Origin of the sequence: Alcanivorax sp. NBRC 101098 (genome assembly GCF_001010505.1) — a bacterium.
In the GTDB taxonomy this organism is placed as follows: Bacteria; Pseudomonadota; Gammaproteobacteria; order Pseudomonadales; family Alcanivoracaceae; genus Alcanivorax; species Alcanivorax borkumensis.
In genome coordinates this window covers 1,572,661-1,588,376 of the sequence record NZ_AP014613.1, presented here as the reverse complement: position 1 = coordinate 1,588,376, position 15,716 = coordinate 1,572,661, and the positions used below count along the sequence as shown (strand labels likewise).

The window sequence follows — 15,716 nt, the reverse complement described above, 5'->3', positions numbered from 1 at the left end:
CATTCGCGAAACAACCCATGGGAACGCCTGCGAGTTAGGGGCGGAACCATTGCTGTCTTTTCAGTCCTTAAAAGGGCGGTTAGGTCGAGGTAACCGATTACGCATTGCCCGGCTCCAGCACTGCGATGGCATGATGTAGCCGTGCCTTGATCGCAGTAGACACCGGCAACGCGTGGTCTGCTAGCAATCGCTGCATCTCTTCTCGGGCGTCAAACTGCTGTCGTTTCATCGCTCCGGGTAGCTGCTCTAGTTGCCATTGCAAGCGACGCTGGCGCTCTAGTTCTGGGCTAGGCACGCCGGCCAAGGCTTCAAAGGCCACCGCTAAGGTGAGGGCATCGTCACTTTCCTCGTTTCCGGCAGTTTCCGGCAAGCCCGCGACGGCATTGCGCAATTGCTGCCACTGTTGCCAGCGGCTGAGTTGCTGGAGGCGTTCACTGGCGCGGCGTTTGAGCTGTTGAGCTTTGCGAACCAAGGGTTGCGGGAGCTCGCCACCAAGATGTTCATCCACTGCGGCCGATGCGCGGCTCAAATTGTCTGCGCTGTCGTCCGTGAAAGGTTGAGCCAGGCAGTCTTCAAGCGCGCTGATATGTGTGGCCAGTGTTTGTCCCGCTTGTTCCTGCCGTTTTCGGTGGGCGGCCATATCCCGATTGCGAGCATCGAAAAGCGCGTCCATGGTTTTACGAAACTGCTTTTGCAAAGCCCTGTGCTGTGCGGGAGGTAGCCAGGCTGATTGTCGCCAGCGTTTCTGGATGGCTTGTGCTTCGCGGGTTGCCTGTTGGGGATCATCAAGCTCCATTAGAGCACGAGCCTGATCAAGCAACTGTTTACGTTCGTTCTCCGCTTTCTCAATATAGCCATTTAACTGTTCGTCGAGCTGGGCCAGCAGAGCGGAAAAGCGTTTCTGAATATCCCGTGCATCGGTAAAGCGAATGGGGTGCAGGGCCTTCCAGTCTTTGGGAGCCTGCTGACGAATTTGCCAGACGCCGTGCCAATCCGCTTTTTCCCAGTTCTGCACGGTAATAAAGTTATCCAGTTGTTGGCAAAGTGTCTGACGCTTTTCCAGATTGCTGGCCTTGATAGCATCCAGCTCAGCAAAATGTGCACGACAAGGCTGGTAGGCCTTATCGGATGCTTCTTTGAATCGGGCCCAGAGAGACTGGTCCTCATCTTGGTCCGAACTCATCAGCGAGCGCCACTCGTCGTGGAGAGCCTGAATGGCAGTGGCAAGCTCGGGGGCATCCATGGTGGTGCCATCAAGGGCTTCCATTTGCTCACACAGCGCCACTTTTTTCGGTTCGGCGGCAAAGCGGTGCCAGTCTTGCAATTCCGCCCGGCGCGCGGCTAATTTGCTTAATTCGGCACTAAGAGCATCGTCATTGTGGGTGTCGATAATCGTCTGAGCCCTATGCCAAAGGCGGTTCGCATGGCGCAGGTTACCCTGGCGAAGCTCTCGTTTGAGAGCTACTAATAGACCTCTGTGTGGCTGTGCAGGCTTGGCCCGCTCGGGCTCGGCTGTTTCAGCAGTATCGTCTTTTTTACGGGTGCGCAGTGCGAGTAATGCGGATGGCGGCTGGTACTCTTTCGGCCAGCGTGTTGCTAATTCTGTCAATGTTTCTTGTGAGTCTGCGGCATTGATGTCGGTGGCCAGTGTGAGCAGTTGCTCGAACGCGGTCACCAAATCGTTGAACGCCATGCGGTCTTGATCGAGCGCCTGAGCGTGTTCGTCCGCACTATTCCAGCGGCGACGCTGAGTCGCCAATGCTGAGCGCATTTCGCCTAAGTGATGATCCCAGGTTTCCGGCGTAGCTTGGCTCAATAATTGAAATAGAGTATGGGCGGCAGCTTCACGCTCTGCTTTAGCGGTTTCAGCAAGAGCCTGTTGGCGTGTCTGCTCTTGCGATTCGGTCAGCTGGTTACGACATTGATGCAGCGCTTGTTGGATCCGTGAGGCAATATCCGCTGAGGCTTGGGGTGAAAGCTGTCGCCATTGCTGTTCTAGCTGCTCCAGCTGGGGTCCGTAAAGGGCATCCACGCGCCGTCGGGCATGCTGCTCCAGGCGGTCTGCAAGGTGGTAGACCTTAACGGTTTCCCTCTCAGTTTGTTGCTGTTGTTGTTGGAGCTCACGGGCTTGATCTCGAGCCAAACGAGTAACCCGCTTGTCGCGACCGTGTTTAGCTAGGCGTTTGAGCAGGGAGAGAGAGCTGATGTTCTGCACGCAAGCAACACGCAGGGCTTGCGTGGGGGCATCCAGGGCCAACTGGTAGAGTACGGCTTCGTCGCTGAGCCGTTCAAGGGCCGCCATGCGGCTGTGCATGTCCGGGCTATGAGCCGCAACATGGGCAAGCACGTCCTGATTATCGGTAAGGCGAATCAGGCGAAGGCGAGTGTCGCTGTTGGGTGAGTCATCCGTGGTGCCTGCTAGCAACGACATAATGCGCATGGAGGCCGCTTCACGAACGGATGGTGTTTCATCACGCTGATGGACTTCGTCTAGCGCGGCAAAATCAGTGAGCTTAGCGGTGGCTGCAGCGCGTACTAACGCACTGGCATCGCCTCGTGCCAGTTGATGAAGCAGGTCGGCATCGTTGCTGTGGTCAAGCTGCTCAATGGCTTTGAGTCGAATCTCGGGCTTGGCGTGTTGCCAGCGGGGTTTTAGGAATCGGCCAAACATATAAAGTCTCAAAATGCGCCAGATGCCCGACGCTAGATTTCTCAAGCGTGCGGCGTTTTGCTTTCCAATAATGCGTCTTTTTCGGCCCAGAGTTCGCCAATCCATTGTTGAAAACGTGCGCGGAATGCCGCGTCGTCTTCATAGTTGCCCTCTGAGGCCCAGGCGGGAATAACGCGTTGCTGCACAACGATTTCAACCTCGTCCATTGCGCCGCCAAGGAAGGCTAGCAACGAGCGAGGTGTGCCCGGGGGGTAGATAATGGTCACATCAAGCAGATTTCGCAAATGCCCGGACATGGCATTGAGAGTAAAGGCAGCACCGCCGGCCTTGGGTTTCAGTAGGTGGCGATATGGTGAGCCTTGCTTTACCTGCTTTTCTGTATCAAAGCGGGTGCCTTCAAAGAAATTCATCACTGATGTAGGGAAATACGCAAATTTTTCGCAGGCCTTGCGTGTGGTTTCAAGGTCTTTGCCTTTTAGTGATGGGTTCTTTTCCAGCTCAGCTTTGCTGTAGCGTTTCATAAAAGGGAAGTCTAGCGCCCACCAGGCTAAACCAAGTAGGGGGACCTTGATTAATTCCTGTTTCAAAAAGAATTTTAGAAAGGGTATCTGGCGATTGGATATGCGTTGCAGCACGAGAATGTCCGCCCAGGACTGATGGTTACAGGTCACCAGGTACCACTGATCTTTGCTTGGCGCATCCATGCCGCTGATCCGCCACTTTATCTGGCTGGTCAATGCAATAATGGCGTTATTGTTGGCAATCCAGGTTTCTGCAATGACCACGAGGATTCGGGACAAGAGAATCTGTGCCTTTTCGAAGCGAAGCACTAACCTCAATAAAGCGAAAGCATACAATGGTAGACAGAGTAAAAAGGTGTTGATCAGGATGCCGATAAGGGCAAGGATACCCCGGATTTTGTGCCAAATGGTCATAGCGCGTTTCGTTCAGTCAACGTGAATGGGCATGCTACCCAATGGTAAACGCCTTGTCTCGTGTCTGTTTCGCTCAAATGCCCATTTGTCACTGTAGGATTTCGCATATGACTTCACGCAGCTATGCTGCGCTCATGGGGATAATGGCACGACGTTTATTGGCTTTTTTGCTTCTGCTTTGGGTATCCGCAGCCTCGTTGCCGAGCTACGCCCAGAAAACAGAGCACGGCAATCCTGAGCAAACTGTTGCCGTGCAGGGCGCTGGGGGCTTGCCCGAAGAAAGTCTGACCGAACCCGTTTCCGAGTCGCCCCCGAGGCCGTTGGAGTCAAACCCGTGCGGCCATCTTTCCGGTGAAACCGGTTGGGTGGATAGAACCCATGACTGGATGTCGCGCACGGTGTGTGGGCCGACTCGCTGGGTGGATGGTTTCTTTATCGGGTCCAATGAAATTGATGAGGAGCAGCCCGGCACCCAGCTCAGAATCATTGGTGCCAGCCGTTGGCAGGACAACGATGATGATGGGCGCGAAATAAAAATTCGCGCCAGAGTGGAACTGCCCAATGCTCAAGAGCGGTTAAGTCTGCTCTTCCAGAATGACGATGATGCCGGTAACGACCTAAGCAATGATCTAGACAGCCGACCAGAAGATGTAGGCAATGACTCCGGTGGCTTCCGCGCGGCGTTGCGTTGGGTCACCAAGATGCCCGATCGCATGAATCTAGATTTGGATGCAGGGTTGCGTTCTGAAATCACCGCTTTCGTGCGGGCCCGGTATCGCTGGCGCACCCCTTTGCCTGGCAGCAACATGTATTTCCATTTTACCCAGAAAGGTTACTGGGAAGACCCAGAAGGCTTTGGGATTAATTCTCTGTTTGAGCTGGATCGGCCACTGACGCAACTGTCTACCATTCGCTTCAGTAGTGAATATGAGCTGACAGAAGAAAATAACGCACTGAATCGTGACTGGTATTTCAATCAGGCCGTGAGCCTTTATACGCGCCTGGGTAAGCAATCGGGAATTGGTTATTCCGTGGGCTTTGACGGGTTTACCGACCCCATTGCGGCCATTGAAACTTGGCGAACCAGCGTACGTTTCCGAACGAGCATCTGGCGCCCTTGGTTTTTCTATGAAATAGAGCCGTATGTATTTTGGCCGCGTTCACTAGGCTATGAAGGCATTGCGGGTATTGTTCTGAGAGTAGAGATTCAGGCCGGACTGCCGGTTTGGGAAAATCCGAAATAAGCGGTCTTGCTGGTGGAAGAAGGGATATGCGGCCCGGATTGCCCGGGCCGCATTGGTTTAATTTGCCCAGCCGCTTCGCTGGCGACGGCCAGAACGTGAGCGCATTAGTACACCGGCGATTAAACCGGCAATCAGAATGCCCACACCGGTGATCCACTGTTGCGAAGTGTTATTATTTCGCAGCATTACGTTCTCACCCTTAACTTGGTCAAGCTCGGAGCGAAGTAGGCTGAGTTCTTCGTTCAGGCGGCGGTTGGCTTGATCTAGGCGAATTGGATCAGAGGCTACTTCCTGTAGCTGTTCCAGCTCATTACTGCGTGAGCTCAGAGCATTCTTCAGCTCGCTGGATTGCTCAGACAGGGCATCTCGCTCGCCCTTGATTTGGGCCAGCTGGGTGCGCAATTTCGCCACTTCGGCCTTGGCTTGCTCGCTGGCCTGGGTGGCGCGCTCGAGACGAATCGCGGCAGTGGGGCTCTGGCTCAGATACTGTTTACCGATATATCCCTCGGTGTCGCCATAGCGAATTTTTGCCCAGTCACCTTCGAATCCGAGAAATTCAATACGGGTACCACTTTTGATGCCGCGGTGGAGGATACGGCCACTGGGGTTTGCAGCGGCTCGAATGGGCACATAAATACTGTCATCTACCCAAGCCGCAGAGGCGAGGGCAGAGCTGGATGCGCCCAGCAGAGCCAGTACACAGAATAATCTAGCGAGCATCGGTCACTCCTTGAAGTCAGGCCGCGCAGTCTAAAGAAGTCATTGGGGTAGCGGCGCTACCATAATCACATTTCGCCGCGCTGACCGTGGTGTCTTTGTAAAAAAAGGCAAATTGCCAGGATCTGTCAGCCTGCTGTGTGCCGTCGATTCAGGGCAGAACGCGCTTGAAGGGCTTCACAACAACGTTGGCATAGACGCCAGCATCGATATATGGATCTGCATCCGCCCAGGCTTGGGCATCGGCCAGCGACTCAAATTCTGCAACAACCAGTGATCCGCAAAAGCCTGCTTCTCCGGGCTCGTTGCTATCGATGGCTGGGTGAGGCCCAGCCAGTTCCAGTCGACCTTGATCACGTAAGGATTCCAATCTTGCTAGGTGAGCAGGGCGGGCCTGTTGCCGTAACGGCAAGGAGTTCGGGCTATCTTCACTGATGATCGCGTACAGCATGGTCTTCCTTTTTGTCGTTGTCGGAGGAGGGCGGCTGATTGTTCCGGCCAGCTGGTTTTTCCTGTTTCATTATCCGTTTGCGATCTTCTTCAGGCATTTTCTTAAATACATAGGCGAACATGCTGATATAGAAGATTATTTGCAAGGCAGTAAAGCCAAATAATTTGAAGTTAACCCAGAAGTCGGTGCTGAAGTTGAAGGCGATGTACAGATTAAGTGCACCGATAAAAACAAAGTAAAGTACGAACGCGATATTGAGAAAAGACCAGTCTTTGCGCGATAGCGCCACCACAAAGCCAAGGCCAGACACCATTAACGACTCACATAAACGCTGGAGTAGATTGCGCTCACGCAGGAAATGGCCCAGCAGCAGCACGCCACCCAGTGTGAAACTGATGATGGAAGGACGCCATTTGATAAAGACATCATTATTAAAAAACAGGGTCATTGAGCCGAAGATCAAGGTGATGACGAAGACGATCAAATGCATTTTTTGCACTTTGCGCCAGATCAGCCAACCTAAAGTGACCTGAAGTGTCGTGGCAATCAGGATGCCCCAAGTGGCGAGCATGATATCCCGGCCGCTGAGAAAGTAGAGCCCGAAAAAGACAATTACCGGAAGGTAATCAAGTAGTTGCTTCATTAACAGCGCCTTATCCTGTGCCGTGCGGTAGCAGAATGCGAATGATATGGTGGCACGACCAGCCATTCACAGGGCAACGATGGTAACGGCATCAGGCAGGCAATTCACCCTGCCGCCCTGCATTATTTTTCGTCTTACTGTGGTAGCGTAATCGACCCGATTTTTCCACGGCGGTTCCGGTATCCGCCACACAATCCGCAAAACAACCTGATAAACAGTCCTTATGACCGCGTGTTTTGATCTGCACTGCCACAGCCTAGCCTCCGATGGGACCTTGTCGCCCACTGACCTAGTGGCGAGGGCCGCAGACTATGGGGTGACGCACCTGGCCCTGACCGATCACGATACGCTTCGCGGCTTGGAAGAAGCCCACCAGGCAGCGCAGGCGCGGGGGCTAACCTTGATTAATGGTATCGAATTGTCCGTTCGCCATGACAACCGGGAATTCCATATTCTAGGTTTGTGGGTCGATGTGGCTAGTGCTGCTTTACAGGCGCGGGTCAGCGCCCAAAATGAAGCCCGCATCAATCGAGCCCGTGAAATTGGTCGCCGGCTGGATAAGGCTGCCGGATTGGCTAACAGCTATGAGCGCGCCTGCGAATTGGCAAGTAGTGATGCCCCTGGTCGCCCTTGGTTTGCCAAATTACTTGAGCAGACCGGACGGGTTCGAAACCACCGTCATGCTTTTAATCGCTTCCTCAAACAGGGGCAGTCGGCCTTTGTGGCCACGCCTTGGTGCACTCTGGAAGAGGGTATTGACGCGATTCATGCTGCAGGCGGAACGGCAGTGCTCGCCCACCCCCATGCCTACAATATGACCCGCAAGCGGTTAAGGCACTTTCTCGGCCAGTTCAAAGCTGGCGGCGGTGATGGCTTGGAAGTGGCCATGCCAGGATTGACGCCCCACCAGCAGGCATTGCTCGATGAGTGTTGGCAGCATTTCGACCTAAAGGTGTCTGCAGGCTCTGATTTTCATTCGCCAGAGCAGCGCTGGTTGGCTCTGGGCAGGCTGCCACCGGTCCCTGCGGGTGCCACTCCGGTCTGGGAGGGCCGTTACTGAGCCGTATTCACTGGAGTACGCAGCCCCTTTGGATGAATGAGATAAGATTCAGCTCAGCAGATTTATCTCCAAAGCGGCTTGCGCCTCTCTGCTGTGGCCCTCAGAATTGTCACCATGACTGAAACGCTATATATCCACCCTGAAACACCTCAACCACGCCTGATTCGCCAAGCTGTTGAGGTTATCCGCGGTGGCGGGCTAATTGCCTACCCCACCGATACAACCTATGCGCTAGGTTGTGGCATTGGCGAAAAAAACGCTCTTGATCGCCTGATTCGGCTTCGTCAGCTGGACAAAAAGCACGAATTTACCTTGTTGTGCCATGACCTTTCAGCCCTGGCAATCTATGCCAAGGTAGATAACCCTGATTATCGTCTGCTCAAAGCGCACACCCCAGGACCTTATACTTTCATCTTGCAGGGAACGACGGAAGTTCCTCGACGTCTGATGCATCCCAAGAAACGCACCATTGGCATCCGTGTCCCTGATCATGCTATTTGCCAAGCTTTGCTGGCTGAGCATGGTGAGCCGATCATGACTTCAACATGCCACCTGCCAAACGATGAGTTCCCGCTCACCGACCCCCAGGATGTCCGTGATTTCCTAGACCACCATGTGGATCTGGTTATCGATGGTGGTTTTTGTGGCACGGTGGAGACCACGGTGATTTCCTTGTCCCAAGGTGAGGGACCAGAGGTCGTGCGTGAAGGGGCGGGGCCAATCGACGCCATCTATTAGCGAAAATAGTTGTGATTTGCTCATGGTTTGAGCAGTCATTGACAAGTCGCTGTCCCTCACGGCGAGGTTCACCGTATAATCGTGGGCTTTCCCCGCAGCATTCCCAATGGAATGCCACCTATTGGGTATAAGGAGTTGGCTTTGAGTTCCGTGGTTCCCTCCCAGCGAGTTGTTTCGGGCATGCGCGCTACAGGCCGCTTGCATCTGGGGCACTACCATGGCGTGTTGAAAAACTGGGCACGTCTGCAGCATGAGTTTGAGTGTTTCTTCTTTGTAGCAGACTGGCACGGACTCACCACCGAGTATGAAAACCCGCACCAGATCGAACAGCATGTCTGGGACCTAGTGATTGACTGGCTCGCCGCCGGTGTTAACCCGGGGTCAGCCACGCTGTTTATTCAGAGCCAAGTGCCTGAGCATGCCGAACTGCATTTGTTGCTGTCGATGATGACACCGTTGTCCTGGCTAGAACGGGTACCGACTTATAAAGACCAGCAAGAAAAGTTACGAGAGAAAGATCTCAGCACGTATGGTTTTCTTGGCTATCCTTTACTGCAATCTGCGGACATCTTAGCGTACCGCGCTGGCCAAGTGCCGGTGGGCGCGGATCAGGTGGCGCACGTGGAGTTAACCCGGGAGGTGGCTCGACGATTTAACCATCTTTATGGTCGGGAGCCGGGCTTCGAAGAAGCTGTGGATGCCGCCATCAAGAAAATGGGCAAGAAACAGTCGAAGATTTACTTGAATCATCGCCGCCAGTATCAGGAGAAGGGCGACGAAGCCGCGTTGGAAACCGCTCGAGCTCTGGTGGACAGTCAACAGAATATTACTCTCGGTGATAAAGAACGTTTGTTTGGCGACCTTGAAGGTGGCGGCAAGGTGATCCTGCCAGAACCCCAGGCATTGTTAACGCAGGCATCTAAAATGCCCGGCCTGGATGGGCAAAAAATGTCCAAATCCTACGGTAATTTCATCAGCATGCGAGAAGAGCCTGCTGATGTAGACAGCAAGATTCGACGCATGCCAACGGACCCCGCGAGAGTGCGGCGTACCGACCCTGGCAACCCAGATAATTGTCCGGTATGGCAGTTCCACATGGTGTACTCAGACGACACCACACGCCAGTGGGTGCGTGAGGGTTGCACCAGTGCAGGCATTGGCTGCCTAGATTGCAAAAAACCAATTATTGAAGCGGTTCAGGAAGAATTGGAGCCTATTCGTAAGCGCGCGGAAGAGCATCTACGTAATCCAGACTTGGTGCGCACCATCGTGGCAGAAGGCTGCGAGGAAGCCCGCGAAGCCGCTCGAGCAACCCTCGAAGAAGTGCGATCAGTCATGGGGCTGAATTACCGCTAGGCGGAGCTAAGCATGACGGAAGCGGTCGAACAAACGGCAGAAGACAATCAGGTATCAGATCAGCCTGCGGGTTTGCTTGGCCCTTTACACCCCAGTCAGGCGGAAATGCCCTTTGGCCTAGTATACGGCAAGGCCATTACCAAACTGCCTGATGACCTCTACATTCCGCCCGATGCTCTGGAGGTATTTCTTGAGGCCTTTGAAGGCCCCTTGGATTTATTGCTCTATCTTATCAAACGTCAGAATCTCGATATTCTTGATATTCCCGTGGCCACCATTACCGCCCAGTACATGGAGTACGTGGAGCTCATGAAGGCCATGAACTTCGAGCTGGCCGCAGAGTATCTGGTCATGGCCGCCATGCTCAGCGAAATCAAATCGCGAATGCTGCTGCCGCGCCCTAAGGCCGAAGAAGAAGAGGAAGGTGAAGACCCGCGCGCAGAGCTGATTCGCCGCTTGCAGGAATACGAGCGTTTCAAGAAAGCCGCAGAAGACATTGATCAATTACCGCGCCTAGAGCGGGATGTGTTTCCTGCCGAGGCCAAACGCCCGGAATACACTCGCGAAAAAGCGCAGCCGGATGTGGACATGCGCGAGTTACTGCTGGCGCTGAAGGAAGTGATGCACCGGGCTGACATGTTTGAGAGCCACCAGATTTCCCGGGAGAAGCTATCCACCCGCGAGCGCATGGCCAATGTACTGGACAAGCTAAAAGGGCGGGAATTTGTGCCCTTTATTGAGCTTTTTAACCCGGAAGAGGGCAAGCTTGGTGTTGTGGTCACTTTTCTTGCCACCTTGGAACTGGTTAAAGGGGCGTTGATAGAGCTTGTTCAGACGGAGTCGTTTGCGCCGATTCATGTAAAGGCGAAAACCCTCGTATTGGAAGAATCCGACTTGCTGGCCGGCCTTGAACTTGAGGATGAACCCGATGCCCACGAACGTCATATAGGGTCCCTTGATGACGCGAATGACGATACGCATGATGGAACCAAGGGGTAAGCGTGGACGCTGAGCAAATAAAAAGAATTGTTGAAGCTGCTATCCTTGTGGCCGAAGGGCCGCTGGACCGTGATGGTATGCTGGCATTGTTCGATGAAGACGATCGGCCAAGCAAAGCTGAATTGTCTAAGTACCTTGAGCAGCTAGGCGAAGAATATGAAGGGCGGGGCATTTTCCTCAAGGAAGTGGCCTCTGGTTTCCGTTTCCAGGCCCGTTCTGAGCTGGGCTCTTGGGTAAGCCGCCTGTGGCAGGAAAAACCTCCACGCTACAGTCGGGCGATTCTAGAAACTCTGGCCCTGATTGCCTATCGCCAGCCGATTACCCGTGGCGAAATTGAAGAAATTCGAGGCGTTTCGGTAAGCTCCCATATCGTTAAGAGTCTGCTGGAGCGAAATTGGGTGCGTGTGGTCGGTCATCGTGATGTACCCGGGCGTCCGGCCATGTTTGCCACCACCAAACAATTTTTAGACTATTTCGATCTCAAGAGCCTTGAGGATTTGCCGTCCCTCGCGGAAATCCGTGATTTGGATAAGCTTAATGAAGAGCTACCCCTGACTGATGTGCCCCCCAGCAAGGCGGGCGAAGGCGATGCTGACGAAGCCTCGGAAGGCGACATTGATGACGATGATTTCCTCGAGTGCGAAGCACCGATCCCTGGTGATCAGAGGAATATTCCCGGCTTCGAGCCTGAACCGGAAATCGATGATTCCACACAGATGAGCATGGACAAAGTTGACTCGGTACTCGCTAGTTTCGAGCAAGAGTTCCGTCGTAAGCAAGGCGAGCAGAATGACCCAGCTTCTGCCGATAATGATAACCGTGCTGCCGTGAATACTGATCCCAAAGAATCGGCCAACGCTGCACACAATAATGATGATGTCTCGCTAGAGGGCGAGGGCGCTTCAGATCAGCAGCAAACATCGAACGACAGCGCAGAGGGAAGCCGAACGCCGCATGAGTGAAAAATTACAGAAAGTCCTGGCTCGCGCCGGGCTGGGTTCTCGCCGGGAGCTAGAAACCTGGATAAGTGACGGTCGCGTCTCGGTCAATGGGACTGTTGCGACCTTGGGTGACCGGGTTGGCAGTGAAGATACCCTACGTGTAGATGGCAGGATTATTAAAGTGAAGACCGAAGAAGACACCGTTCAGCGCGTAATCATGTATCACAAGCCACCGGGAGAGGTATGTTCGCGCAATGATCCTGAAGGGCGCCCAACGGTGTTCGATAACCTACCGCGACTTCAAGGTATGCGCTGGGTGCAGGTGGGGCGGCTGGACATCAATACTACCGGTATGATGCTGTTCACTACCGATGGCGAACTTGCCCACCGTCTGATGCACCCCTCCAACGGTTTCGTACGCGAATACGCAGTGCGGGTCCGCGGTGTTATGACTCCGGAAAAACGTCAAGCCATGCTTGATGGCGTTTTACTGGAGGATGGCGTTTCTAAATTTGATAGTATCGAGGACGCTGGTGGCGCTGAGGAAGGTGCTAACCACTGGTACAAAGCCACTCTTACTGGGGGTAAATACCGGGAAGTCCGTCGGCTTTTCCAGTCTCAAGACTTGGAAGTGGCTCGCTTGATGCGAATTCGTTTTGGCGATCTGACATTGCCGCCGCAATTGCGCCAGGGCCGCTGGATGGAGCTGGAACCAGAACAAATGAAAGCCCTGATCGAGAAGGTGGACCTCAAGGGCAAGAAATATACCGGCCTTTATGGCCGTGCGCGGCTACGACACCAGCGTGGTGGTAACAAGCCGCCTCGCAAGGCTCGCCGTGGGCCATATCGTCGCTAGGGGTTTTCGCACTGTTTGGTTTGGTTTGGTTTGGTAGGAGACTGCCTGCAGCCTAACCCGAATTGTTGCCGATAAACACCGAGGTTCGTTTGCGAGTAAGTTGCTAGGGCAGCCTCATCAGCCGGCCGACCAGGGCCGGCAACGCTGTCTCTACTCTGAGAATTCGCGCCCCAAAGCTGCGGCAAGCGAATCCCTGCTGCTGCAGCATCTCTACCTCGTAGTCGGTCCAGCCCCCTTCTGGGCCTACCGCCAACGTCACTGGCTCAGCAAGATTGCAGGGGAGGGCGGGATGATCGCCTGGATGAGCGAGAATACGCTGGCCTGTCCCTGCCCAATCGTTCAGTGAATCTTCCACAAAAGGCTTAAAACGGGGGGCCAGTGTTAATTCAGGTAAGTGGGTGTCGCGCGCCTGCTCTAACCCCAGAATCATTTTCTCGCGAAGCAAGTCGGCTTTCAGATTGGGGGTCTGCCAGTAACTTTTGTCTACCTTCCAGCTGTTGATCAGCACGATGCGCTTGATGCCCAGGCTGGTCGCGTCGATAAGGATGCGTTTGAGCATCTTGGGCCGCGGTAGTGCCATCAGCAAGGAAAGAGGTAGCGCCTGAATCGAATTAGATTCTGGTTTAAACTCAACCTCTATCTCATTGTTTTTAATAACGTGTATAGTGGCTATTCCTGTGCTGCCGGCCAGCACACCAGCGCGGCACTGCTGCCCTTCGGCCAGCTTAAGCACGCTGCATACATGGTTACGTTGTCGCGTATTGAGACGCCAGCGATTGCCGTGTAAGTATTGGTCGGGGTGCAGCAGCAGCAAGTTCATGGCGCGGATTATGGCATACGGGATAAAGCGGCTGAACAAAGGTTTTACTGGGCTCGCTATTATCCTGGCATGAAGAATCGTGGCATGACGCAAATCACTGTCTGCTTGGCTATTATGGCCCTTTGCTCGGCGCAATCGGATTGCTAGAGTGTGCCGCCTGATCACCCGTTCGATTAACTGTTCAGTTGGAGAATTTCATGCAGTTTCAGGGTACTGACCAATATGTGGCCACCGATGACCTGAAAATGGCCGTGAACGCAGCCATTGCCCTCAAGCGCCCACTGCTCATTAAGGGTGAACCTGGTACCGGCAAAACACTGCTGGCCGAACAGGTTGCAGAATCTCTGGGGTTGCCACTGCTGTCGTGGAACGTAAAGTCCACCACCAAAGCACAGCAAGGCCTGTATGAATACGATGCGGTATCACGTCTACGTGATTCCCAGCTCGGTGCCGAAGGTGTCGAGGATGTGGCAAATTACCTGAAGAAGGGCAAGCTCTGGGAAGCCTTTACCCACGAAGGCCAAGTGGTGCTGTTGATCGACGAGGTCGACAAGGCTGATATCGAGTTCCCCAACGATCTGCTCCAGGAGCTGGATCGCATGGAGTTTTTTGTCTATGAAACCGGCGAACTGATCAAGGCTAAACAGCGGCCAATTGTGATTATTACCTCCAACAATGAGAAAGAGCTGCCAGACGCTTTTCTGCGCCGTTGCTTTTTCCATTACATTAATTTCCCTGATGCGGCCACCATGCAGGCTATCGTCGATGTGCATTTCCCTGAGATCAAAAAGAACTTGGTTAGCGAAGCGCTAGAAATCTTCTTTGATCTTCGCAAAGTGCCGGGCTTGAAGAAGAAGCCATCCACCAGCGAGCTGATTGACTGGCTGAAGCTGTTGATGGCTGATGATATTCCGGATGACATTCTACATAGCCGTGATACCCGAAGCGCGGTGCCGCCTCTGTACGGTGCATTGCTGAAGAACGAAGCGGATGTGCAGCTCTTAGAGCGTCTGGCGTTCATGAATCGCCGCGAAAGCTAACCGATCCACGGGCAGACTATGCTTATTGGTTTTTTCGAAAATCTGCGTCGCTACCGGGTGCCCGTCACCCTGCGCGAACTGTTGGATTTATTTGATGCGCTGCATGCGCATGTTGCGTTTGGCTCCATTGAGGATTTTTACCTGCTGAGCCGGGCGGTCATGGTGAAAGACGAAAAATATTATGACCGCTTCGACCAAGCGTTTGCCAATTACTTTGAAGGTTTAGAAAACCTGGAGCCGGACTGGCTCAGCAAGGTGATCCCGGACGAGTGGCTGCGCAAGGAGCTGGAAAAAAACCTGAGCCCGGAGGAATTCGAAAAACTCAAAGGGCTTGGGAGTTTAGAAAAAATCATGGACGAGCTGCGCAAGCGGCTGGAAGAACAAGAGAAACGTCACCAAGGTGGTAACAAATGGGTTGGGACCGGAGGCACCAGCCCGTTTGGTGGTTACGGCGAAAACCCGGAAGGGGTCCGCATGACTGGCCCTTCGCGGAACAAGAAAGCCGTGAAAGTCTGGGAGAAACGGGAATTCCGTAACTTGGATGACTCGGTGGAGCTGGGCACCCGTAACATCAAGCTGGCCATGCGCCGGCTGCGAAAATTTGCCCGCACCGGCCGCGATGAAGAGCTAGACATGGACGATACCATTTCGTCCACTGCCCGTAATGCGGGATTGCTTGATATCAAAATGCGACCGGAGAAAGAAAATCGCGTTAAAGTGCTGATTTTCTTTGATGTAGGCGGCTCCATGGACCCTTACGTGAAGCTGTGTGAAGAGCTATTTTCTGCTGCTCGGGCAGAGTTTAAGCACATGGAATATTTCTATTTCCATAACTTTCTCTATGAGTACGTATGGAAAGACAATCGCCGTCGTTGGGATGAGAAAATCTCCACTTGGGATGTGCTGCATAAGTACGGCAGCGACTACAAAGTGATTTTCGTAGGTGACGCGGCCATGAGTCCCTATGAAGTGAATTCTGTAGGCGGCAGCGTGGAGCACTGGAACGAAGAGGCCGGCGCAGTCTGGTTTCAACGAGTAATGGAGACCTACGAAAAAGTGGTGTGGCTAAACCCGGAGCCCGAGCGTGCTTGGCAGATGACCACCTCTACTCAGTGGATCAAGCAACTCTGTGAGCACAACATGTTCCCGCTCACCATAGAAGGGCTTGAGAGAGCCATGCGGCAGCTGAGCAAATAACCCTTTGCCCTCGCCTGGAGAAGCCTTTGGCGCAACGGCGAAGGCATG

15 protein-coding genes are annotated in these 15,716 nt (G+C 53.7%); 9 read left to right on the top strand and 6 right to left on the bottom strand.

Annotation, left to right across the window (positions count from 1 at the left end; all coding sequences use genetic code 11):
- Positions 1–97 precede the first annotated feature (97 nt).
- Entirely contained in the window at positions 98–2,671 is a 2,574-nt protein-coding gene (locus tag AS19_RS07235; RefSeq protein ID WP_046961880.1) for a DUF349 domain-containing protein, read from the bottom strand.
- Between the two features lie 41 nt (positions 2,672–2,712).
- Positions 2,713–3,606 carry an acyltransferase gene (locus AS19_RS07230; RefSeq protein WP_011588678.1) on the bottom strand — a complete coding sequence of 298 codons (894 nt, stop codon included), beginning with the start codon at positions 3,604–3,606 and terminating at the stop codon, positions 2,713–2,715.
- A 107-nt stretch (positions 3,607–3,713) separates the two neighbouring features.
- Here AS19_RS07230 and AS19_RS07225 point away from each other — a divergent pair, with 107 nt between their 5' ends.
- Complete coding sequence (locus AS19_RS07225; RefSeq protein ID WP_186326988.1) at positions 3,714–4,850, top strand: hypothetical protein; 1,137 nt, start codon at positions 3,714–3,716, stop codon at positions 4,848–4,850.
- 57 nt (positions 4,851–4,907) lie between these two features.
- Here AS19_RS07225 and AS19_RS07220 read toward each other — a convergent pair whose 3' ends face one another.
- The 3 genes from AS19_RS07220 to AS19_RS07210 form a co-directional block, all read right to left on the bottom strand.
- Positions 4,908–5,570 carry a TIGR04211 family SH3 domain-containing protein gene (locus AS19_RS07220; protein WP_011588676.1) on the bottom strand — a complete coding sequence of 221 codons (663 nt, stop codon included), beginning with the start codon at positions 5,568–5,570 and terminating at the stop codon, positions 4,908–4,910.
- A 148-nt stretch (positions 5,571–5,718) separates the two neighbouring features.
- Positions 5,719–6,018, bottom strand: a complete 300-nt coding sequence (locus AS19_RS07215; RefSeq protein WP_011588675.1) for a YciI family protein — start codon at positions 6,016–6,018, stop codon at positions 5,719–5,721.
- Complete coding sequence (locus AS19_RS07210) at positions 5,996–6,661, bottom strand: inner membrane-spanning protein YciB (RefSeq protein WP_035460393.1); 666 nt, start codon at positions 6,659–6,661, stop codon at positions 5,996–5,998. The genes AS19_RS07215 and AS19_RS07210 overlap by 23 nt, the downstream gene beginning before the upstream one ends.
- Before the next feature lie 223 nt (positions 6,662–6,884).
- On the opposite strand from AS19_RS07210, the gene AS19_RS07205 reads away from it, so the two are divergent.
- From AS19_RS07205 to rluB, 6 genes are all read left to right on the top strand, one after another.
- Positions 6,885–7,721: a PHP domain-containing protein gene (locus AS19_RS07205; protein WP_011588673.1), complete on the top strand. Its 837-nt coding sequence runs from the start codon at positions 6,885–6,887 to the stop codon at positions 7,719–7,721.
- Positions 7,722–7,835: 114 nt separating this feature from the next.
- On the top strand, positions 7,836–8,459 hold the full coding sequence (locus tag AS19_RS07200; RefSeq protein ID WP_011588672.1) for an L-threonylcarbamoyladenylate synthase: 624 nt from the start codon (positions 7,836–7,838) through the stop codon (positions 8,457–8,459).
- 141 nt (positions 8,460–8,600) lie between these two features.
- Entirely contained in the window at positions 8,601–9,815 is a 1,215-nt protein-coding gene (locus AS19_RS07195) for a tryptophan--tRNA ligase (protein WP_197017555.1), read from the top strand.
- A gap of 12 nt (positions 9,816–9,827) precedes the next feature.
- Positions 9,828–10,814, top strand: coding sequence for a ScpA family protein (locus AS19_RS07190; RefSeq protein WP_011588670.1), 987 nt, complete (start codon positions 9,828–9,830; stop codon positions 10,812–10,814).
- A gap of 2 nt (positions 10,815–10,816) precedes the next feature.
- Complete coding sequence (scpB, locus tag AS19_RS07185) at positions 10,817–11,776, top strand: SMC-Scp complex subunit ScpB (protein ID WP_011588669.1); 960 nt, start codon at positions 10,817–10,819, stop codon at positions 11,774–11,776.
- Complete coding sequence (gene rluB, locus AS19_RS07180; protein WP_011588668.1) at positions 11,769–12,611, top strand: 23S rRNA pseudouridine(2605) synthase RluB; 843 nt, start codon at positions 11,769–11,771, stop codon at positions 12,609–12,611. The genes scpB and rluB overlap by 8 nt, the downstream gene beginning before the upstream one ends.
- A gap of 103 nt (positions 12,612–12,714) precedes the next feature.
- Here the strand turns inward: rluB and AS19_RS07175 are convergent, their stop codons facing one another.
- Positions 12,715–13,566 carry a 16S rRNA (uracil(1498)-N(3))-methyltransferase gene (locus AS19_RS07175; RefSeq protein ID WP_231860736.1) on the bottom strand — a complete coding sequence of 284 codons (852 nt, stop codon included), beginning with the start codon at positions 13,564–13,566 and terminating at the stop codon, positions 12,715–12,717.
- A gap of 62 nt (positions 13,567–13,628) precedes the next feature.
- On the opposite strand from AS19_RS07175, the gene AS19_RS07170 reads away from it, so the two are divergent.
- On the top strand, positions 13,629–14,471 hold the full coding sequence (locus AS19_RS07170) for a MoxR family ATPase (RefSeq protein WP_011588666.1): 843 nt from the start codon (positions 13,629–13,631) through the stop codon (positions 14,469–14,471).
- 18 nt (positions 14,472–14,489) lie between these two features.
- On the top strand, positions 14,490–15,668 hold the full coding sequence (locus tag AS19_RS07165; protein ID WP_011588665.1) for a VWA domain-containing protein: 1,179 nt from the start codon (positions 14,490–14,492) through the stop codon (positions 15,666–15,668).
- The last annotated feature ends 48 nt before the right edge of the window (positions 15,669–15,716 follow it).